This window comes from Massilia mucilaginosa (assembly GCF_011682145.1).
In the GTDB taxonomy this organism is placed as follows: domain Bacteria; phylum Pseudomonadota; class Gammaproteobacteria; order Burkholderiales; family Burkholderiaceae_D; genus Telluria_A; species Telluria_A mucilaginosa.
Genome location: NZ_WHJH01000039.1, coordinates 1 through 18,946 on the forward strand (window position 1 = coordinate 1; position 18,946 = coordinate 18,946).

The window sequence follows — 18,946 nt, forward strand, 5'->3', positions numbered from 1 at the left end:
AGTTGCCAGCGGACAAAGAAATGGTTATGCCAGGCGATAACGTGTCGATCACCGTCAAGCTGATCAACCCGATCGCGATGGAAGAAGGCCTGCGTTTCGCCATCCGCGAAGGTGGCCGTACCGTTGGTGCAGGTGTTGTTGCAAAGATTCTCAGCGAAGTAGCTGGTAAGTAATTAGTTAGGGCGGGCCCGGACATGCGTCCGGTGCCCCGCCGAAATCAGTCATTGCCATCAGCGGCCGCACGATGGTATAATTTCTGATTCCACTGAAGTTTTACGTAGGGACGTAGCTCAATTGGCAGAGCGTCGGTCTCCAAAACCGAAGGTTGGGGGTTCGATGCCCTCCGTCCCTGCCACCGTTCTGGTGCAGGGCACCGAAAGTAAAAACGTATGTCTAATCAATCCGTGCAAACCGTCAGTACGTCAAACGACAAGTTTAAAGTCGCGCTGGCAGTGGTTGCCGCGATTGCAGGGGTCGTCGGGTTCTTCTACCTGAAAGGCCAAAGTAAACCAGCTTGGATGTGCGCTGTCGCACTCGCGGCTGGTTTAGTTTTTGCCGTCCTGCTTTTGTGGACTTCGTCCAGTGGCCGTGAATTCCTGAGCTTCGCCAAGGAATCGGTTCGCGAGACCAAAAAAGTCGTCTGGCCCGCTCCCAAAGAAGCAATGCAGATCACCGGTATCGTGTTCGCGTTTGTGACCGTCATGGCGCTGTTCCTGTGGGGCACGGATAAGACGATTGAATTTCTGTTGTACGACGTGATCCTGGGTTGGAAATAAAATGAGCGAAAATGTGCAAGATGATGCGGCCGACGCTTCGGCGGGGGGTGCTGAAGTGCCGGGCGTAGACGTTCCGGCACAAGAGTCTGGCGCAGCCTTGAGCGTGCCAGTCAGCAACAAGCGCTGGTACGTGGTGCATGCTTATTCCGGCATGGAAAAAAGTGTCATGCGTGCCCTGACCGAGCGCGTCGAGCGCGCCGGTATGCAAGATCAGTTCGGCCGCATCCTGGTGCCAGTCGAAGAAGTCGTTGAAGTCAAGAATGGCCAGAAATCGGTTACCGAACGTCGTTTCTTCCCAGGCTATGTGCTGGTTGAAATGGAAATGACGGACGAAACCTGGCACCTGGTCAAGAACACCAGCAAGGTCACCGGCTTTATTGGCGGTAAGTCGAACAAGCCGACGCCGATTCCCGCGCGCGAAATCGACAAGATCATGCAGCAGATGCAAGAAGGCATCGAGAAGCCACGTCCAAAAGTGCTGTACGAAGTGGGCGAGCAGGTACGTATCAAGGATGGTCCGTTCACCGACTTCAACGGCAACGTCGAAGAAGTCAATTACGAGAAATCCAAAGTGCGCGTCTCGGTCACCATCTTCGGTCGTGCAACGCCAGTCGAACTCGAGTTCGGCCAGGTCGAGAAAGTCTAAGCGCCGTCCCCTTGGGGCGTCCCCTTGGGGCGTCCCCTTGGGGCGCCCTCTCGGGGGCGGCAGCGGCAGCAAACGCGTAATCGAGGCGTCGCGGTAGTCGAGCGGAACTCGGTAAGAGGAGCCCTGCCATGATTGTACCGGCGGGGCGCTACTACTCAATCCAAGATAGGAGCCATCATGGCAAAGAAAATCATTGGTTTTATCAAGCTGCAAGTGCCAGCTGGTAAAGCAAACCCATCCCCACCGATTGGCCCAGCACTGGGTCAGCGCGGCCTGAACATCATGGAATTCTGCAAGGCGTTCAACGCCCAGACCCAGGGTCAAGAGCCAGGTATGCCAATTCCGGTCGTGATCACCGCGTTCGCCGACAAGTCCTTCACCTTCGTGATGAAGACGCCTCCAGCGACCTACCTGATCAAGAAATTCGCCGGCATCACCAAAGGTTCGCCAACGCCGCATACCACCAAGGTAGGCAAGCTGACCCGCGCTCAAGCTGAAGAAATCGCTAAAATCAAACAGCCGGATCTGACCGCTGCCGACATGGATGCCGCAGTGCGCATCATCGCCGGTTCCGCTCGTTCGATCGGCATCACGGTGGAGGGTCTGTAATGGCTAAGCTGTCCAAACGCGTTAAAGCAATCAAAGCCAAAGTCGACCGTAACAAGTCCTATGGTTTCGACAATGCAGTCGCTCTGGTGAAAGAATTCGCCACCGCCAAGTTCAATGAGTCGATCGACGTATCGGTTCAGCTGGGCGTGGATCCTAAGAAGTCGGATCAAGTCGTGCGCGGCTCCGTCGTTCTGCCAGCAGGCACCGGCAAAACCGTTCGCGTTGCAGTATTTGCAACCGGCGACAAAGCCGAGCAAGCGAAAGCTGCCGGCGCCGACATCGTTGGTATGGAAGATCTGGCTGAGATGGTTAAAGCCGGCAACATGCCTTTCGATATCGTCATCGCTTCGCCAGATACCATGCGTATCGTTGGTACCCTGGGCCAGATCCTGGGACCACGCGGCCTGATGCCTAACCCGAAAGTCGGCACTGTTACCCCTGACGTCGCTACCGCTGTGAAAAACGCGAAAGCCGGCCAGGTCCAGTACCGTACCGACAAGGCAGGTATCATCCACGCAACGATCGGCCGTAAATCGTTCGCTGACGCTGACCTGAAAGCCAACCTGGTTGCGCTGATCGATGCACTGAACAAGGCCAAGCCAACGTCGTCGAAAGGTGTTTACCTGCGTAAGGTTGCACTGTCGTCGACCATGGGCGCCGGCGTTCGCGTCGACCAGGCTTCGCTGGCAGCTTAATAACTCGTTGGTGCCAGAGCGGACATCGCGCAGCGATGTCCGCTCTGGCACCAAGAAGATATCAAGAATTAAGTCCACGGTGCAAACCGTGGCGACTCTTTGGGATGTCCGGACGCAAGTCCGGGCAGACAATCAAAGACCGTTGGGCCCAAGGCAGCATGCAGGCCGGAGGTTAATACATCACCCAACGCAGATGGTGCACCCGAGCAAGTTTTGTTAGTCCCGCTGCGTGAATTCATCCGCTCAGTTGTACTTCTAAACGTCGGACGCCGTTGTTCGAACCGATGCAAGGCATTTGCCGCGCATCATTTTAGGAGGTTGACCGTGGGTCTCAATCTGAATGACAAAAAGGCCGTCGTCGCCGAAGTTTCCGCAAAAGTAGCAACTGCGCAAACGATCGTCGTGGCCGAATATCGTGGCATCCAGGTTGGTCACTTGACGCAACTTCGTGCCAAAGCGCGTACCCAGGGTGTGTACCTGCGTGTTCTGAAGAACACGCTGGCTCGCAAATCCGTTGAAGGTACGCAGTTTGCTAACCTGGCCGACTCGATGGTCGGTCCGCTGATCTACTCGATCTCGGATGATGCCGTTGCAGCAGCTAAAGTCATCGCTGACTTTGCTAAAACCAACGACAAACTGGTTATTACCGCAGGTAACTACGCAGGCAAACAGCTGGATAAAGCAGCTGTTGTCGCGTTGGCAAGCATTCCTAGCCGTGAAGTTCTCATCTCCCAGATCCTGGGCCTGATGCTGACGCCGGTGTCGAGCTTTGCACGTGGTCTGGCTGCCCTGGCAGCGAAAAAAGGCGAAGGCGCCGCTCCTGCAGAAGAAACTGCAGCAGCAGAAGAAGCCCCAGCAGCAGCGTAATCGTTCGCGATTACCCTTGCACTTTTTTAGTCAATACCAATCTATACAACGTATTAGAGGACATCGCCGCCAAGCGGCCCTGTCCTCAACAAAATAAATGGAGTTTCAAATGGCAATCAGCAAAGACGACATCCTGGCAGCAGTTGGCGAAATGTCCGTAATGGACCTGAACGACCTGGTCAAGGCATTCGAAGAAAAATTCGGCGTATCGGCAGCTGCAGTCGCAGTTGGCGGCGGCGCTGGTGCGGGTCCTGCAGCTGTTGTTGAAGAGCAGACCGAATTCAACCTGGTTCTGGCTGATTTCGGCGCGAACAAAGTTGGCGTCATTAAAGCAGTTCGCGAAATCACCGGCCTGGGCTTGAAAGAAGCTAAAGACCTGGTCGATGGCGCACCAAAAACCGTTAAAGAAGCGATCTCGAAAGCTGACGCTGAAGCCGGCAAGAAAAAGCTGGAAGATGCTGGCGCGAAAGCCGAAATCAAGTAATAGCAATAAAGCCTTATTTGGCGTTCAGTTCTGCGCCGGAGTCAAAGCTTGCGGTCCTCTCCCGAAAGGGGGAGGATGCGGCTTTGGCTCTTTTGTCGTCCCTGTCGTATAAGTAACGCTTAAGCAGCACCCAGTAGTATTCGTATTATCTTCTTATCACCTGGCATAAAGTTCGAGACTTGAGGCCTTTCTAGTGCGCGCCCGGCCCTGGAAATTCCTGAATTCTCATCCTTTCTGTCACTCACGGAGTGTCCATGCACTACTCATTTACTGAGAAGAAACGCATTCGCAAGTCATTCGCGAAGCGCGCCAACGTTCACAACGTTCCTTTCCTTCTGGCTACACAGCTCGAATCCTACGAGAATTTCTTGCAAGCGGATACCATCCCGTCGACCCGCAAGAACGACGGCCTGCAGTCGGCTTTCACCTCGATTTTCCCTATCGTGTCGCACAATGGTTTTGCGCGTCTCGAATTCCTGTCGTATGTCCTGGGTGACCCGGCTTTCGACGTCAAGGAATGCCAACAGCGTGGCCTGACGTTCGCGTCGCCGCTGCGCGCCAAGGTGCGCCTGGTGATTCTGGATAAAGAATCGCCAACCAAGCCTGTGGTTAAGGAAATGAAAGAGCAAGAAGTTTACATGGGCGAATTGCCGCTCATGACGACCACCGGCTCGTTCGTCATCAACGGTACCGAGCGTGTCATCGTCTCGCAGCTGCACCGTTCGCCTGGCGTGTTCTTCGAACACGACCGCGGCAAGACCCACTCGTCGGGCAAGCTGCTGTTCTCGGCACGGATCATTCCGTACCGCGGCTCGTGGCTGGACTTCGAGTTCGACCCGAAGGACATCCTGTTCTTCCGCGTCGACCGCCGCCGCAAGATGCCAGTGACGATCCTGCTGAAGGCCATCGGGATGTCGCACGAACAGATCCTGGCGAACTTCTTCGTATTCGACAATTTCAATCTGCGCTCCGAAGGCGCCGAGATGGAATTCGTTGCCGAACGCCTGCGTGGTGAAGTCGCGCGTTTCGACATCGTGGACAAATCCGGCAAGACCCTGGTGCTGAAAGACAAGCGTATCAACGCCAAGCACGTGCGCGACATCGAAGCGGCCGGCATCAAGCACATTTCCGTGCCTGAAGACTATCTGCTCGGCCGTGTGCTGGCCAAGAACATCGTCGATGCCGACACCGGCGAAGTCATCGCCTCGGCCAACGACGAGCTGACCGAAGACGTCCTCGGCCGCCTGCGCGATGCGTCCGTGAGCGAAATCCAGACCCTGTACACGAACGATCTCGACCAGGGTGGCTACATCTCGCAAACCCTGCGTATCGACGATACCGCCGACCAGATGGCCGCCAAGGTCGCCATCTACCGCATGATGCGTCCAGGCGAGCCGCCAACCGAAGATTCGGTCGAAGCCCTGTTCAACGGCCTGTTCTACAGCCCTGAGCGCTACGACCTGTCGGCCGTGGGCCGCATGAAGTTCAACCGCCGCATCGGCCGTGATGAACTGACCGGCGCCATGACCCTGTCGAACGACGACGTGCTGGCCGTGATCAAGATCTTGGTGGAACTGCGCAATGGCCGCGGCGAAGTCGACGATATCGATCACCTGGGTAACCGCCGCGTACGTTGCGTCGGCGAACTGGCGGAGAATCAATTCCGCGCCGGCCTGGTGCGCGTTGAGCGTGCTGTCAAGGAACGTCTCGGCCAGGCCGAAGCGGACAACCTGATGCCGCACGACCTGATCAACTCGAAGCCGATTTCGGCCGCGATTCGCGAGTTCTTCGGTTCGTCCCAGCTGTCGCAGTTCATGGACCAGACCAACCCGCTGTCGGAAATCACCCACAAGCGCCGCGTTTCCGCGCTCGGACCTGGTGGTCTGACCCGCGAACGCGCCGGCTTCGAAGTGCGCGACGTGCACCCGACCCACTACGGCCGCGTGTGCCCGATCGAAACCCCAGAGGGCCCGAACATTGGTCTGATCAACTCGCTGGCTCTGTTTGCCCGCCTGAACGAATACGGCTTCCTCGAGACGCCGTACCGCAAGGTCGAAAACAGCATGGTCACCGACAAGATCGACTATCTGTCGGCGATCGAAGAAGGCCGCTACATCATCGCTCAGGCGAACGCGACCATCTCGTCCGAAGGCACTTTGTCGGATGAACTGGTGTCCGCGCGTGAAGCCGGCGAAACGATCCTGGTCTCGCCGGAGCGCATCCAGTACATGGACGTCGCCCCAGGCCAGATCGTGTCGGTCGCAGCGTCCCTGATTCCGTTCCTCGAACACGATGATGCGAACCGCGCATTGATGGGTGCCAACATGCAGCGCCAGGCCGTTCCTTGCCTGCGCCCTGAAAAAGCCTTCGTCGGTACCGGTATCGAACGCACCGTGGCAGTCGACTCCGGCACCACCGTGCAAGCGCTGCGTGGCGGCGTGGTCGACTACATCGATGCAGGCCGTGTGGTGATTCGCGTCAACGACGACGAAGCGCTGGCGGGCGAAGTCGGCGTGGACATCTACAACCTGATCAAGTACACCCGTTCCAACCAGAACACCAACATCAACCAGCGTCCGATCGTGCAGGTCGGCGACCGCGTCGCCAAGCGCGACGTGATCGCCGATGGCGCATCGACCGACCTGGGCGAACTGGCCCTGGGTCAGAACATGCTGGTGGCATTCATGCCATGGAACGGTCTGAACTTCGAAGATTCGATCCTGATCTCGGAAAACGTCGTGAAAGACGACCGCTACACCTCGATTCACATCGAAGAGTTGTCGGTTGTGGCACGCGATACCAAGCTCGGCGCCGAAGAAATCACGCGCGACATCTCGAACCTGGCTGAGAACCAGCTGGCTCGTCTGGATGAGTCCGGCATCGTCTACATCGGTGCGGAAGTGCAAGCAGGCGACACCCTGGTCGGTAAAGTGACGCCAAAAGGCGAAACCCAGCTGACCCCGGAAGAGAAGCTGCTGCGCGCGATTTTCGGCGAGAAAGCATCGGACGTCAAAGACACCTCGCTGCGCGTGCCTTCGGGCATGGTCGGCACCGTGATCGACGTGCAAGTGTTTACCCGTGAAGGCATCGTCCGCGACAAGCGCGCCCAGCAGATCATCGATGATGAACTCAAGCGTTTCCGCCTCGACCTGAACGACCAGATGCGTATTGTGGAAGGCGATGCCTTCCAGCGTCTGGAAAAAATGCTGATTGGCAAAGTTGTCAATGGCGGCCCTAAAAAGCTGGCCAAGGGCGTGAAGATCACCAAAGAGTACCTCGACGACCTCGACAAGTACCACTGGTTCGATATCCGTCCCGCCGACGACGATGCCGCCACCGCCCTCGAAGCGATCAAGGAATCGATCGCCGAGAAGCGTCACCAGTTCGACCTGGCCTTCGAAGAGAAGCGCAAGAAGTTGACCCAGGGCGATGAACTGCAACCTGGCGTGCAGAAGATGGTCAAAGTCTACCTGGCCGTCAAGCGCCGCCTGCAGTCGGGCGACAAGATGGCCGGCCGTCACGGTAACAAGGGTGTGGTTTCCCGTATCGTGCCAGTCGAAGACATGCCGTACATGGCGGACGGTACCCCGGCCGATATCGTACTGAACCCGCTGGGCGTGCCGTCACGGATGAACGTCGGTCAGATTCTCGAGACCCACTTGGGTTGGGCAGCCAAGGGCCTGGGCCTGCGCATCGGCGAAATGCTGAAAGCGCAAGCCAAGGTCCAGGAAATGCGCAAGTTCCTGAACCTGATCTACAACGAAACCGGCAAGACGGAAGACCTGGACAACTTCAGCGACGACGAGATCATGACCTTGGCGCAAAACCTGAAGAACGGCGTGCCTTTCGCGACGCCCGTGTTCGACGGTGCGCACGAGTCGGAAATCCATCGCATGCTGGACCTGGCGTATCCTGACCATATCGCGACCAAACTCGGCATGACACCGTCGAAGAACCAGGTCACGATGTACGACGGCCGCACCGGCGAATCGTTCGAGCGCAAGGTAACTGTTGGCTACATGCACGTACTGAAGCTGCACCACCTGGTCGACGACAAGATGCACGCGCGTTCGACCGGTCCTTACTCGCTGGTCACGCAGCAGCCACTGGGCGGTAAAGCCCAGTTCGGTGGCCAGCGTTTCGGTGAGATGGAAGTCTGGGCACTGGAAGCGTACGGCGCATCGTATGTGCTGCAAGAAATGCTGACCGTCAAGTCGGATGACGTGAACGGCCGTACCAAAGTGTACGAAAACCTGGTCAAAGGCGACCATGTGATCGACGCGGGTATGCCGGAATCGTTCAACGTGCTGGTGAAAGAGATTCGTTCGCTGGGTATCGATATCGACCTCGAGCGTAATTAATACTGCCACCTCGTCGTTCCCGCGCAGGGCTAGGCGCCCCCGCGGGAGCCCATAGCACCTCGGATCTGCCGTGCTATGGACCCCCGCCTTCGCGGGGGCGACGGCGCAACGCATTGGTGGATGTAATATAGAAGTTCCATCACCTGGAGTGATACATGAAAGCACTGCTCGATCTATTCAAGCAAGTTCAGCAAAACGAAACGTTCGACGCGATCAAGATTGGTCTGGCGTCGCCTGAAAAAATCCGTTCGTGGTCCTACGGCGAAGTCAAAAAGCCGGAAACCATCAACTATCGTACCTTCAAGCCAGAACGCGACGGTCTGTTCTGCGCCAAGATCTTTGGCCCGATCAAGGATTATGAGTGCCTGTGCGGCAAGTACAAGCGCCTGAAACACCGCGGTGTGATCTGCGAAAAGTGCGGCGTCGAAGTCACCCTGGCCAAGGTGCGCCGTGAGCGCATGGGCCACATCGAGCTCGCTTCGCCAACCGCGCACATCTGGTTCCTGAAGTCCTTGCCGTCGCGTCTGGGCATGGTCCTCGACATGACCTTGCGCGACATCGAACGCGTTCTGTACTTCGAAGCCTACGTGGTCACCGATCCAGGCATGACCCCGCTCAAGAAGTGCCAGATCATGTCGGAAGACGACTACGCCGCCAAGTACGAAGAGTACGGCGACGACTTCACCGCCTTCATGGGCGCCGAAGGTATCCGTGAACTGCTGCGCTCGATCGACATCCACCGCGATGCCGAAGCCCTGCGCGTTGAGCTCAAGGAATCGAAGTCCGAAGCGAAGATCAAGAAATACGCCAAGCGCCTCAAAGTGCTCGAGGCATTCCAGCGTTCGGGCATCAAGCCGGACTGGATGATCATGGAAGTGCTGCCAGTGCTGCCGCCGGAACTGCGTCCGCTGGTGCCGCTCGACGGCGGCCGCTTTGCGACCTCCGACCTGAACGACCTGTATCGCCGCGTCATCAACCGTAATAACCGCCTGAAGCGCCTGATGGAATTGCGCGCGCCGGAAATCATTACGCGTAACGAAAAGCGCATGCTGCAAGAAGCGGTCGATTCGCTGCTGGATAACGGCCGTCGCGGCAAAGCGATGACCGGCGCCAACAAGCGTCCGCTGAAATCGCTGGCCGAAATGATCAAGGGTAAAGGCGGCCGTTTCCGTCAGAACTTGCTGGGCAAGCGCGTCGACTACTCGGGCCGTTCGGTCATCGTGGTCGGTCCCCAGCTCAAACTGCACCAGTGCGGTTTGCCGAAACTGATGGCGCTGGAACTGTTCAAGCCCTTCATTTTCAACAAGCTCGAACTGATGGGTCTGGCAACGACAATCAAGGCCGCCAAGAAGCTGGTCGAGATCCAGGAACCGGTCGTGTGGGACATTCTGGAAGACGTGATCCGCGAACATCCGGTCATGCTCAACCGTGCGCCGACCTTGCACCGCCTTGGTATCCAGGCCTTCGAGCCAGTCCTGATTGAAGGCAAGGCCATCCAGCTGCACCCACTCGTCTGCGCGGCGTTCAACGCCGACTTCGACGGTGACCAGATGGCGGTCCACGTTCCTCTGTCGATCGAAGCGCAGATGGAAGCGCGTACCCTGATGCTGGCGTCGAACAACATCCTGTTCCCGTCGAACGGCGAACCGTCGATCGTGCCGTCCCAGGATATCGTGCTCGGCCTGTACTACGCGACGCGCGAAGCGATCAACGCCAAGAACGAAGGCATGCTGTTTACCGACGTCTCGGAAGTGATCCGCGCCTACGACAACAAGGAAGTCGAACTGACGACCCGCATCACCGTGCGTATCGTCGAGAACCCGAAGGATGCCGAGTCCGGCGAATTCGTGCGCACCGTCACGCGCTACGAAACCACGGTCGGCCGCGCCATCCTGTCCGAAATCCTGCCGAAGGGCCTGCCGTTCTCCGTACTGAACCGCGCCCTGAAGAAGAAAGAGATTTCGAAGCTGATCAACACGTCGTTCCGCAAGTGCGGCCTGCGTGCCACCGTCGTGTTCGCCGACAAGCTGATGCAATCCGGTTTCCGTCTCGCGACGCGCGCCGGTATCTCGATCTGCGTCGACGACATGCTGGTACCGCCACAAAAAGTGACCCTGATTTCCGCCGCGGAGCAGGAAGTCAAGCAGATCGAGCAGCAGTACGCGTCGGGTCTGGTCACCGCTGGCGAGCGTTACAACAAGGTGGTCGACATCTGGGGCAAGACCTCGGACGAAGTCGGCAAGGCCATGATGGACCAGCTCAAAGTGGAAGACGTCATCAAGCGCGACGGCACCAAGTCGACGCAGGAATCGTTCAACGCGATTTACATGATGGCCGACTCGGGCGCGCGCGGTTCGGCAGCCCAGATTCGCCAGTTGGCTGGTATGCGAGGCCTGATGGCCAAGCCGGATGGTTCGATTATCGAAACGCCGATTACCGCGAATTTCCGCGAAGGCTTGAACGTGTTGCAGTACTTCATTTCGACCCACGGCGCTCGTAAAGGTCTGGCCGATACGGCGCTGAAAACGGCGAACTCGGGTTACCTGACCCGCCGTCTGGTCGACGTGACCCAGGATCTGGTTGTGATCGAGGACGATTGCGGCACCACCAACGGCGCGCTGATGAAGGCGATGGTCGAAGGCGGTGAAGTCATCGAGCCGCTGCGCGACCGTATCCTCGGCCGTGTCAACGTGCATGACGTCGTCAATCCTGAAACCCAGGAAACCTTGTACGAAGCCGGCACCCTGCTCGACGAAGACATGGTCGAAGAAATCGAACGCCTGTCGATCGACGAAGTCAAGGTGCGCACGCCACTGACTTGCGACACGCGCTTCGGCCTGTGCGCCAAGTGCTATGGCCGCGACCTCGGCCGCGGCATGCTGGTCAACGCCGGCGAAGCCGTTGGTGTTGTTGCAGCGCAGTCGATTGGTGAGCCGGGTACCCAGCTGACCATGCGTACCTTCCACATTGGTGGTGCGGCATCGCGTGCGGCAGTGGCCTCGTCGGTGGAAGCGAAGTCGAACGGTACCATCCGTTTCACCGCGACCATGCGTTACGTTACCAATGGCAAGGGCGCCCAGATCGTCATTTCCCGTTCCGGTGAAGTGCTGATCACGGACGACCACGGCCGTGAGCGCGAGCGTCATAAAGTGCCGTACGGCGCGACCCTGATCGTCAAGGATGGCATGGTCATCAAGGCCGGTACGGCCCTGGCAACCTGGGATCCGCTGACCCGTCCGATCATTACCGAGTACGCCGGTACGGTTCGCTTCGAGAACGTCGAAGAAGGCGTCACCGTGGCCCGTCAGGTCGATGAAGTGACCGGCCTGGCAACCCTGGTGGCGATCGATGCCAAGCGTCGCGGTTCGCTGACCAAAACGCTGCGTCCGCAAGTGAAGCTGCTCAACGACGTCAACGAAGAAGTCAAGATTGCCGGTACCGAACACTCGGTGGCGATCGGCTTCCAGGTCGGCGCGCTGATCATGGTCAAGGACGGTCAATCGGTATCGGTCGGCGAAGTGCTGGCACGTATCCCGACCGAATCGCAGAAAACGCGCGACATTACCGGTGGTCTGCCACGGGTTGCCGAGCTGTTCGAAGCGCGTTCGCCGAAAGACGCCGGCATGCTGGCGGAAGTCACGGGTACGGTTGCGTTTGGTAAAGAAACCAAGGGCAAGCAGCGTCTGGAAATCACGGACATGGACGGCAACAAGCACGAGTTCCTGATCACCAAGGACAAGCAAGTGCTGGTTCACGACGGCCAGGTAGTGAACAAGGGCGAGATGATCGTGGACGGCCCGGCCGATCCGCAAGACATCCTGCGTCTGCTGGGTATCGAAGCGCTGGCGCGTTACATCGTTGACGAAGTGCAGGACGTGTACCGTCTGCAGGGCGTGAAGATTAACGACAAGCACATCGAAGTGATCGTGCGCCAGATGCTGCGCCGCGTGCAGATCGTGGAAGCGGGCGATGCGAACTACATCGTCGGCGAACAGGTCGAGCGTTCGGAGCTGCTGGACGAGAACGATCGCGTGATCGCTGCCGGCAAGATCCCTGCGACCTACGAAAACGTACTGCTGGGTATTACCAAGGCATCGCTGTCGACCGATTCGTTCATCTCGGCCGCATCGTTCCAGGAAACCACCCGCGTGCTGACGGAAGCGGCGATCATGGGCAAGCGCGACGGTCTGCGCGGCCTGAAAGAGAACGTCATCGTCGGCCGCCTGATTCCTGGCGGTACCGGTCTGGCCTTCCACCGCGCCAAGAAGGAAAAAGAGGCGTGGGAAGTGGAAGAGCGCAAGGCGCTGCTGGATGCTGAAAAAGCCAACATGGCGACCGAGCTGCAAGCCATGGAAGACAACACGGCGGCACAGCACAGCGACGAAGCATAATCTAGCTTAGACGCACACGAAAACGGCACCGAGGAGAAATCCCGGTGCCGTTTTTTTATGCCCATCGGCAGTTCATTCCAGTCAGTCGATTGCAAGCATCCGACCGTCCCACCTTTCAGCACAATCTATTTCCGGTAATCTGAGCAAATGGCAGAAGCGAATCGATCTGACTGTTGGGACAGAGCGGGGGAGCGGAAACGGTGGAAGTGCTTCCTCACAGACCAGCAATGATGCGCTGGTTCAAGCGAGACGGGTCATTCATAGATTTTGCCCATCCACAAAATCTGCGCCATGCGGCACCATGGATTTTGCGGGACGCTATAAAATTGCAAACCATCGGCTGACGCATCCGCCCAGGAATGTGCCGCGTCGAGGAAGTCGCCAATGGTATGGTTCTCCCAGCCATTGGCGCCCGGTCCGTAGGGGGAACTTGGCTGTTCCTTTTCTTTGCGCCGCTCATCCACCCAGTCTGCGCGAAGGGCTTCCAGAAAAGCCAGAAAGGATGGCTCGTCATGGACTTCGTCGGCCATCGTCGACAGTGCGATCTTCATCATCTCATCCCTTTCCGTGCGCTGGCTCCCGGCCGCTTGCCGTCCATTGTATCCGGCTGCGCGTGGCGGCCCTCAACAACGCGGCATCGCGCGGACAGCGCCGCTTCGACTGCCTCCAGCCCCACGTCTTCCGCGATCCGGCAGGCTTGCATGCCTGCGGACATGCGGTCATCCTGGCAGGAAAAATCGCGGAAGCGCAGGCGCGTGTGCTTTCCGAAATAGGCGAACTGGATCACCGGCCGCCTGGCCAGCCAGGCAATCAGGGGCCAGTCGAAATCGGCAAACGCTTGCGCCACGTTGGGTGCCACGATATGGTCCTGCTCCCAGGCCAGAAAAGCGTCGAACAACTGTTCGCGCTTGTGGCGGGGATATCCGGTACCGGCCGCGAACGAGGCATGGCAGTCGGCCAGCAAGTCGGCGAAATGCGCGCCGATCACCGGGCGGATGATCTCGTTGGCGCCATATTGCCGCGTGTAGTTGAAGATGGCGTACGATTCGGCGCAGACTTGGCGGTTAATGCTGCGGAAACGGTCCGCGAACACGGCAACGGCATCGAGCTTCTGCTTGCGCCTGCCGCGAATGCACAGCGACGGCAAGGAAGCGATGCGCGCACCGAGCTTTCCCAATTTGAAATACCCGGTCGCCCACAAGGACCCGTGTGCCGCGATCAAGGCAAAGACATGGCGTTTGCCGGACTCGAGGTAAATGCGGTGATACAGCCTGATGCGCTTATGCAAATCGTGCACCTCTCCCGCCAGCACATAACCTTCGCTCCTCAACCTCTCGTATGCCGCTGCTGTCATCCTGTCCTCGCCTGCTGATAAGTTTTCCGTACTCATCTATACGCAAGCGCCGTGCCACTTCTGCGAATTTTCCAAGTGATTGATTGTTAAGGGATTGCTGACTGCGCATTCACTGCGCCTGTCAACCTCGTGTACACCAAACGACGTGTGGCTATCAACGACGCTTACATCGGATCTGGCCGGCTACCAGCGCGATTGCAGCCGCGACGAGGAAGATCCGGCCGGCATGGACCGCAGCCTGGACCAGCTCTCTGGCGCCGAGATAGTTCATCGTCGTCCGTAACGATGAGCACTGGTCGCAGATCAATCATGGTTGCATTGAGCAGCGGCTGAATGTTAAGGTGCATTATTGTTCCAATAACATTGAAAAGCCGACATTCTGCTTTCATGTGTCAATTCCAGGAATCACAACATGTATGAGCTCGTGCAGCATCAGAAAGAACGTAATCTTGTCTCGGTTTCCCGCAGCGGCATCGATAATTACTCAATAGAAGCATTTGTCCTGGGCGTATCCGACGAGCTAGTATTGCTTCAATACGTCTACGACTTCAATCTTGATGGCTTGATGGTCCTCAGAATCGCTGACATTACTGAGGTCAGGTGCTCCGATACATGTAAATTCCAGCGCGAGCTGCTCGAGCACGAAGGATTGATCCAGCAAATTCCATTCGATATGAGCCTTGATTTGCGTAACTGGAAAACGCTGCTCGCGCAGTTGTCTACCATGTATCCGTTGATGATTCTGGAATGCGAAAAACTGGATGATCCGGACTATATCATCGGCCAAGTTGAAGAGGTCCGCACAACGGCAGTCGCGATGCAGTGGTTTTCCGGCACCGGCCGCTGGGACGACGAATTGGCAAGCCTGGCGTTAGAGGACATCACCTCGTGCCAGGTCGGGACGAATTACATCTCATTCTATCAACGCTATTTCGAGCGCACCGCGCACCGACCATGACCGCGTACCGCTTTCGCCTGCTTCTGTGCCTGTACATCATCCTCTCTGTCGCGGCAATCGTGGCGGCCTGGTACTCCTCCTACCTCATCTCGCCTGCGATGCAGGCGGCATCGGAAGCCGAGCCAGTCGCCTGGGACGTCGCCAATCTGGCACTGTCCATGTCGATAATTGTTCCTTTAGCCATCGGTTCCCTGGCCGGACTGGCCGGCATGTTCCTGTTCAAAGCGTGGGCGCGTACCTTCTCGCTCGTGTTCACGGTGGCCGGCATGGTCATGCTGCCCTTCATGGGAACGTCGGTCCTGTCGTGGCTCGACTACATGCTGGTGGACATGGCCGCAATGGTCTGGGGCGCCATTTTGGCACTGGCCTATTTTTCGCCTGTCAGCAGCCTGTTTTCCGCCGCGCGGCCATCGGCCTGAGCCGTGCCCGTTCGCCCATCTTTCTTAGACCTCCGGTGCCCTCCATGCCACTTCAAATGCCGCTGTATGCCCGGCTTGCCCAATACTTTCTGTTCGCGGTCCTGGCGTATCTGGCTGTCTGGTCGGGATGGACCTTCCTGGCCGATACACACAATGTGATGATGCTGGTTTTCTTCATCTGGCTGTGCGCCACCATCGTCGGCCTGTACCGGCGCGTGGCGTGGGGCCGTTTCTACGTCTCCTGCCTCAGCGTGATGGCGGCACTGCTATTGTCACTGTCGGCCATTCCGCTTTACGAACCGCCGGTGCGGGACACCATTCTTCACCAGATGCTCATGTTGCCGTTGTGGGGAGCGTGGCTGTGCCTCGTCACCCTGGCGATACTCATTCTGACGCCCGCATTCCTGATCGGCATACGCAAAGACTGGTTCCGCAGCGCGTGGTGGTAAGGCACCCGGTACGACAATTCCCCACAATGAATGAACGAGACAACCATGTTTAATCGAGCTGGATGGACCGCATCGGTGGCCCTGATGCTATGCGCGCTGTCCCTCCCTGCGTGGGCCGCGCAGATCACCGTCTTCAAATCCAAGCGCCTCCTGGAATACAAGGTCGATGGCATCACGCGCACCTACAAGATCGGCCTGGGCGGCTCCCCCGTCGGCCACAAGCTGCGCCAGGGCGACCGCAAGACGCCCGAAGGAAGCTACGTCATCACGCATAAAAATCCGCAGAGCCAGTACTACCTCTCGCTCGGCATCAGCTACCCCAACCTGAACGACGCCGCGCGCGCCCGCCAGTCCGGCGTGATCTCGAACGCGCAGTACGCCGCCATCGACGCCGCCATCAGGCAAGGCCGCGCGCCCTCCCAGCACACGCCACTCGGTGGCGACGTTTTCATTCACGGCAAAGGCGCCGGCAGCGACTGGACCCTGGGCTGCGTGGCCCTCGACGACAAGCAGATGCGCGAGCTGTACGACCTGGTGCGCCCGGGCGACAAGGTCGATATTCGCCCTTAGCCCTGTTTCAGCTGGTCGATGAACCAGCGCCCGGCCCGGCCCGGCGGATTGTCCGCCAGATGGATGGCATGCATCGAAAACCCCGGGCCGGCCGTCGCGAACATCTCCAGCTGAATCGTCACCAGCGCGCCGCTGGCAATATCGGCCTCGACCATGTGCAGCGGCATATGTCCCCAGCCCAGCCCGGCGCGCAGGAACGCATGCTTCGCGCCCAGGTCGGCCAGACGCCAGACCTGCGTCGACGCCACCCCGAAATTGCGCCCCGCCGTTAGCGCCGAACGGTCCGTCAGCACCAGCTGGATCTGCTCGGCCGCGGCGGCACGCGGCACCATGCCTTTCAGCGCCGCCAGCGGATGCGTGGGCGCCACCACCGTCACCGCCGGCACACTCAGCAAAAATTCGGACGCGCAGCCGGCCGGAATCTCTGGCAACGAGCCGATCACCGCGACCCGGCAATGGCCATCGAGCAAAGGCTGCAGCACCGCGCCCAGCGCCTCCACGTACAGCCGCAGCGGCGTCGACGGAAACGCCTGGTGAAAGGCCTGCACCGCGCGCGTCAGATGAGCGATCGGATACATCACATCGACCGCTACCGCCAGCTCCGGTTCCAGCCCCTCCGCCAGGCTGCGCGCCTTGGCCTTGAACTCATCCATGCTGTGCGCCGCCGCGCGCGCCAGCTCCAGCAGGGCGCGGCCCGCCTCGGTCAGCTGCGGATAGCGGCCGGTCCGCTCGAACAGCGCAAACCCCACCTGCGCCTCCAGATTGGCCAGGGTGGTGCTCACCACCGACTGGGCGCGCCGCAGCTTGCGCCCGGCGGCGGAAAAACTCCCTTCATCGGCTGCCGCAATGAAGGTGCGCAGCTGGTCCATCGACATCCCGTCAAGCATATATCTACTCCTTGGATACTATCGATCTAATTATATAGGCTTCTTGGATGCTTCAAGGAGGCATAAGATTCACTCATGCACTACCAACCAACACCGGAGAACGCCATGAACATGAATCAACCGCCACTCGAACAAACCTCGGCAGGCCAACGTCAACTGGCAGTGCGTTCCGCAGGCCACAGCCGCGGCGGCATCAACCGGCTGGTCAGCCCCGGCGATATTGGCCAGCTGATCAAGCCGTTCGTCTTCCTCGACCTGTTCCAGCTCGGCGCCAACGGCAGCAACATGGGCATGCACCCGCACTCGGGCATCGCCACCGTCACCGTGGTACTCGACGGCGCCATCGCCTACACCGAAACCACCGGCAGCGAAGGCGTGCTTGCGGCCGGCGGCGTGGAGTGGATGAGCGCCGGCGGCGGCGTGTGGCACGACGGCGGGGCGGTTCCCGGCCAGCCGGTCACCGGCTTCCAGCTCTGGCTGGCGCTGCCGGAAGAAGACGAAAATGGCCCTGCGCAAAGCCAGTACCTGTCGCCCCAGCAAGTGCAGAGCCACGGCCCGGCCCGCGTCATCATCGGCAACTATGGCGACGCCAGCAGCCTGATCCGTCCACGCGCCCCGATCAACTACCTGCACGTGACTCTGGCCGACGGCGAGCAATGGACCTACACGCCGCCCGCCGGCCATGACGTGGCTTGGGTCGCGGTCGCCAGCGGTGCCCTGCGGACGGCAGGCACCGTCGTCAAGCGGGAAGTAGCGGTATTCGAAGAAGGCGAGGGCGCGATCGCGTTCGTGGCCCAGGGCCGCACCGAATTCGTGCTCGGCTCGGCCCCCAGGCATCCGCATGAGCTGGTCATGGGCAACTACTCCGTGCACACCAACGCGCAAGCGCTGGCCCGGGGAGAGAAAGAAATCGCGCGTATCGGCGCCCAGCTGCGCGCGGCAAAACTGATGTAAGCGCTGCATCCAACAATCTGACTATGCAATCGAAAGGATTTACCATGAACACCACCACCAACACGACTTCCGTCATTCCCGTCATCGGCCGCGTGCTGCTGGCAGCGATCTTCCTCTTCAGCGCGCTCGGAAAAATCATGGCGCCGGCGGCCACCATTGGCTACATCGAGGCCATGGGCCTGCCGCTGGCCTCGGCCGGCCTGGTGCTTGCGATTACGGTTGAACTGGTAGGCGGCCTGATGCTTGCGGTCGGCATCAAAACCCGCGCGGTGGCCCTGGGCCTGGCGCTGTTCTCGATCGTGACCGGCCTGGTCTTCCACCATGGGATCAGCGACCAGAACCAGCTGATTCACCTGCTCAAAAACCTGGCGATGGCCGGTGGCTTGCTGCAAGTGGTCGCCTTTGGCGCCGGTGCGTACAGCCTGGATAACAAATCCCCCAGCCTGGTACCGCCGGTGTCAGGTCTGACAAACGGACACGAACTGAGCTGAGAATAGCATTTGCCGCCGGTGTCTGTTCCGCCGGT

19 protein-coding genes and 1 tRNA gene are annotated in these 18,946 nt (G+C 59.0%); 17 read left to right on the top strand and 3 right to left on the bottom strand.

Translation table 11 applies throughout. From position 1 onward, the window contains the following. From F2P45_RS24110 to rpoC, 10 genes are all read left to right on the top strand, one after another. Window positions 1–173 (top strand): EF-Tu C-terminal domain-related protein (locus F2P45_RS24110; RefSeq protein WP_502572740.1); only part of this gene is annotated, 173 nt, incomplete at its 5' end. A 106-nt stretch (window positions 174–279) separates the two neighbouring features. Next, window positions 280–355, top strand: a tRNA-Trp gene (locus F2P45_RS24115). Window positions 356–389: 34 nt separating this feature from the next. Then, window positions 390–776 carry a preprotein translocase subunit SecE gene (secE, locus tag F2P45_RS24120; protein ID WP_126077281.1) on the top strand — a complete coding sequence of 129 codons (387 nt, stop codon included), beginning with the start codon at window positions 390–392 and terminating at the stop codon, window positions 774–776. Between the two features lies 1 nt (window position 777). Then, on the top strand, window positions 778–1,422 hold the full coding sequence (nusG, locus tag F2P45_RS24125; RefSeq protein WP_166880639.1) for a transcription termination/antitermination protein NusG: 645 nt from the start codon (window positions 778–780) through the stop codon (window positions 1,420–1,422). Between the two features lie 177 nt (window positions 1,423–1,599). After that, window positions 1,600–2,031 (top strand): 50S ribosomal protein L11, encoded by a 432-nt coding sequence (gene rplK, locus F2P45_RS24130; RefSeq protein WP_054265745.1) that lies wholly within the window; start codon window positions 1,600–1,602, stop codon window positions 2,029–2,031. Then, entirely contained in the window at window positions 2,031–2,726 is a 696-nt protein-coding gene (rplA, locus tag F2P45_RS24135) for a 50S ribosomal protein L1 (protein WP_166880641.1), read from the top strand. Before rplK ends, rplA begins: the two co-directional genes overlap by 1 nt. A 324-nt stretch (window positions 2,727–3,050) precedes the next feature. Continuing rightward, the gene (gene rplJ / locus F2P45_RS24140; protein WP_166880643.1) at window positions 3,051–3,593 is read left to right on the top strand and encodes a 50S ribosomal protein L10; all 543 of its coding nucleotides are present in this window, start codon (window positions 3,051–3,053) and stop codon (window positions 3,591–3,593) included. A 109-nt stretch (window positions 3,594–3,702) separates the two neighbouring features. Continuing rightward, the gene (gene rplL, locus F2P45_RS24145; protein WP_166880644.1) at window positions 3,703–4,077 is read left to right on the top strand and encodes a 50S ribosomal protein L7/L12; all 375 of its coding nucleotides are present in this window, start codon (window positions 3,703–3,705) and stop codon (window positions 4,075–4,077) included. Window positions 4,078–4,331: 254 nt separating this feature from the next. Beyond that, the gene (gene rpoB, locus F2P45_RS24150) at window positions 4,332–8,438 is read left to right on the top strand and encodes a DNA-directed RNA polymerase subunit beta (protein ID WP_166880646.1); all 4,107 of its coding nucleotides are present in this window, start codon (window positions 4,332–4,334) and stop codon (window positions 8,436–8,438) included. 155 nt (window positions 8,439–8,593) lie between these two features. Then, window positions 8,594–12,829, top strand: coding sequence for a DNA-directed RNA polymerase subunit beta' (gene rpoC, locus F2P45_RS24155; protein ID WP_166880648.1), 4,236 nt, complete (start codon window positions 8,594–8,596; stop codon window positions 12,827–12,829). Window positions 12,830–13,083: 254 nt separating this feature from the next. On the opposite strand, the gene F2P45_RS24160 is transcribed toward rpoC, so the two are convergent. Further along, window positions 13,084–13,383: a DUF7660 family protein gene (locus F2P45_RS24160; RefSeq protein WP_223164820.1), complete on the bottom strand. Its 300-nt coding sequence runs from the start codon at window positions 13,381–13,383 to the stop codon at window positions 13,084–13,086. Then, window positions 13,380–14,219, bottom strand: coding sequence for a hypothetical protein (locus tag F2P45_RS24165; RefSeq protein WP_166880649.1), 840 nt, complete (start codon window positions 14,217–14,219; stop codon window positions 13,380–13,382). The genes F2P45_RS24160 and F2P45_RS24165 overlap by 4 nt, the downstream gene beginning before the upstream one ends. 109 nt (window positions 14,220–14,328) lie before the next feature. On the opposite strand from F2P45_RS24165, the gene F2P45_RS24170 reads away from it, so the two are divergent. The 5 genes from F2P45_RS24170 to F2P45_RS24190 all read left to right on the top strand — a co-directional run bounded on the left by F2P45_RS24170 (window position 14,329) and on the right by F2P45_RS24190 (window position 16,579). Beyond that, complete coding sequence (locus tag F2P45_RS24170) at window positions 14,329–14,466, top strand: hypothetical protein (RefSeq protein ID WP_166880651.1); 138 nt, start codon at window positions 14,329–14,331, stop codon at window positions 14,464–14,466. A 129-nt stretch (window positions 14,467–14,595) separates the two neighbouring features. Then, on the top strand, window positions 14,596–15,141 hold the full coding sequence (locus F2P45_RS24175) for a hypothetical protein (RefSeq protein WP_166880652.1): 546 nt from the start codon (window positions 14,596–14,598) through the stop codon (window positions 15,139–15,141). Next, the gene (locus tag F2P45_RS24180; RefSeq protein WP_166880654.1) at window positions 15,138–15,560 is read left to right on the top strand and encodes a hypothetical protein; all 423 of its coding nucleotides are present in this window, start codon (window positions 15,138–15,140) and stop codon (window positions 15,558–15,560) included. The genes F2P45_RS24175 and F2P45_RS24180 overlap by 4 nt, the downstream gene beginning before the upstream one ends. A 56-nt stretch (window positions 15,561–15,616) precedes the next feature. After that, entirely contained in the window at window positions 15,617–16,009 is a 393-nt protein-coding gene (locus F2P45_RS24185) for a hypothetical protein (RefSeq protein ID WP_166880655.1), read from the top strand. Between the two features lie 45 nt (window positions 16,010–16,054). Beyond that, window positions 16,055–16,579: a L,D-transpeptidase family protein gene (locus tag F2P45_RS24190; RefSeq protein ID WP_166880657.1), complete on the top strand. Its 525-nt coding sequence runs from the start codon at window positions 16,055–16,057 to the stop codon at window positions 16,577–16,579. On the opposite strand, the gene F2P45_RS24195 is transcribed toward F2P45_RS24190, so the two are convergent. Further along, complete coding sequence (locus F2P45_RS24195) at window positions 16,576–17,466, bottom strand: LysR family transcriptional regulator (RefSeq protein WP_166880659.1); 891 nt, start codon at window positions 17,464–17,466, stop codon at window positions 16,576–16,578. The two genes, F2P45_RS24190 and F2P45_RS24195, sit on opposite strands and share 4 nt — an antisense overlap. Window positions 17,467–17,571: 105 nt before the next feature. Here F2P45_RS24195 and F2P45_RS24200 point away from each other — a divergent pair, with 105 nt between their 5' ends. Together F2P45_RS24200 and F2P45_RS24205 are read left to right on the top strand one after the other, a co-directional pair. Further along, on the top strand, window positions 17,572–18,420 hold the full coding sequence (locus F2P45_RS24200) for a pirin family protein (protein WP_229505265.1): 849 nt from the start codon (window positions 17,572–17,574) through the stop codon (window positions 18,418–18,420). A 44-nt stretch (window positions 18,421–18,464) separates the two neighbouring features. Then, window positions 18,465–18,911, top strand: coding sequence for a DoxX family protein (locus F2P45_RS24205; RefSeq protein ID WP_229505266.1), 447 nt, complete (start codon window positions 18,465–18,467; stop codon window positions 18,909–18,911). Window positions 18,912–18,946 lie beyond the last annotated feature (35 nt).

Bases quoted from the DNA above. Each gene is read 5' to 3' on its own strand.
- secE (WP_126077281.1), top strand. From the start codon at position 390: ATGTCTAATCAATCCGTGCAAACCGTCAGTACGTCAAACGACAAGTTT.
- nusG (WP_166880639.1), top strand. From the start codon at position 778: ATGAGCGAAAATGTGCAAGATGATGCGGCCGACGCTTCGGCGGGGGGT.
- rplK (WP_054265745.1), top strand. From the start codon at position 1,600: ATGGCAAAGAAAATCATTGGTTTTATCAAGCTGCAAGTGCCAGCTGGT.
- rplA (WP_166880641.1), top strand. From the start codon at position 2,031: ATGGCTAAGCTGTCCAAACGCGTTAAAGCAATCAAAGCCAAAGTCGAC.
- rplL (WP_166880644.1), top strand. From the start codon at position 3,703: ATGGCAATCAGCAAAGACGACATCCTGGCAGCAGTTGGCGAAATGTCC.
- rpoB (WP_166880646.1), top strand. From the start codon at position 4,332: ATGCACTACTCATTTACTGAGAAGAAACGCATTCGCAAGTCATTCGCG.
- rpoC (WP_166880648.1), top strand. From the start codon at position 8,594: ATGAAAGCACTGCTCGATCTATTCAAGCAAGTTCAGCAAAACGAAACG.
- F2P45_RS24160 (WP_223164820.1), bottom strand. From the start codon at position 13,383: ATGATGAAGATCGCACTGTCGACGATGGCCGACGAAGTCCATGACGAG.
- F2P45_RS24165 (WP_166880649.1), bottom strand. From the start codon at position 14,219: ATGAGTACGGAAAACTTATCAGCAGGCGAGGACAGGATGACAGCAGCG.
- F2P45_RS24175 (WP_166880652.1), top strand. From the start codon at position 14,596: ATGTATGAGCTCGTGCAGCATCAGAAAGAACGTAATCTTGTCTCGGTT.
- F2P45_RS24180 (WP_166880654.1), top strand. From the start codon at position 15,138: ATGACCGCGTACCGCTTTCGCCTGCTTCTGTGCCTGTACATCATCCTC.
- F2P45_RS24185 (WP_166880655.1), top strand. From the start codon at position 15,617: ATGCCGCTGTATGCCCGGCTTGCCCAATACTTTCTGTTCGCGGTCCTG.
- F2P45_RS24190 (WP_166880657.1), top strand. From the start codon at position 16,055: ATGTTTAATCGAGCTGGATGGACCGCATCGGTGGCCCTGATGCTATGC.
- F2P45_RS24195 (WP_166880659.1), bottom strand. From the start codon at position 17,466: ATGCTTGACGGGATGTCGATGGACCAGCTGCGCACCTTCATTGCGGCA.
- F2P45_RS24200 (WP_229505265.1), top strand. From the start codon at position 17,572: ATGAACATGAATCAACCGCCACTCGAACAAACCTCGGCAGGCCAACGT.
- F2P45_RS24205 (WP_229505266.1), top strand. From the start codon at position 18,465: ATGAACACCACCACCAACACGACTTCCGTCATTCCCGTCATCGGCCGC.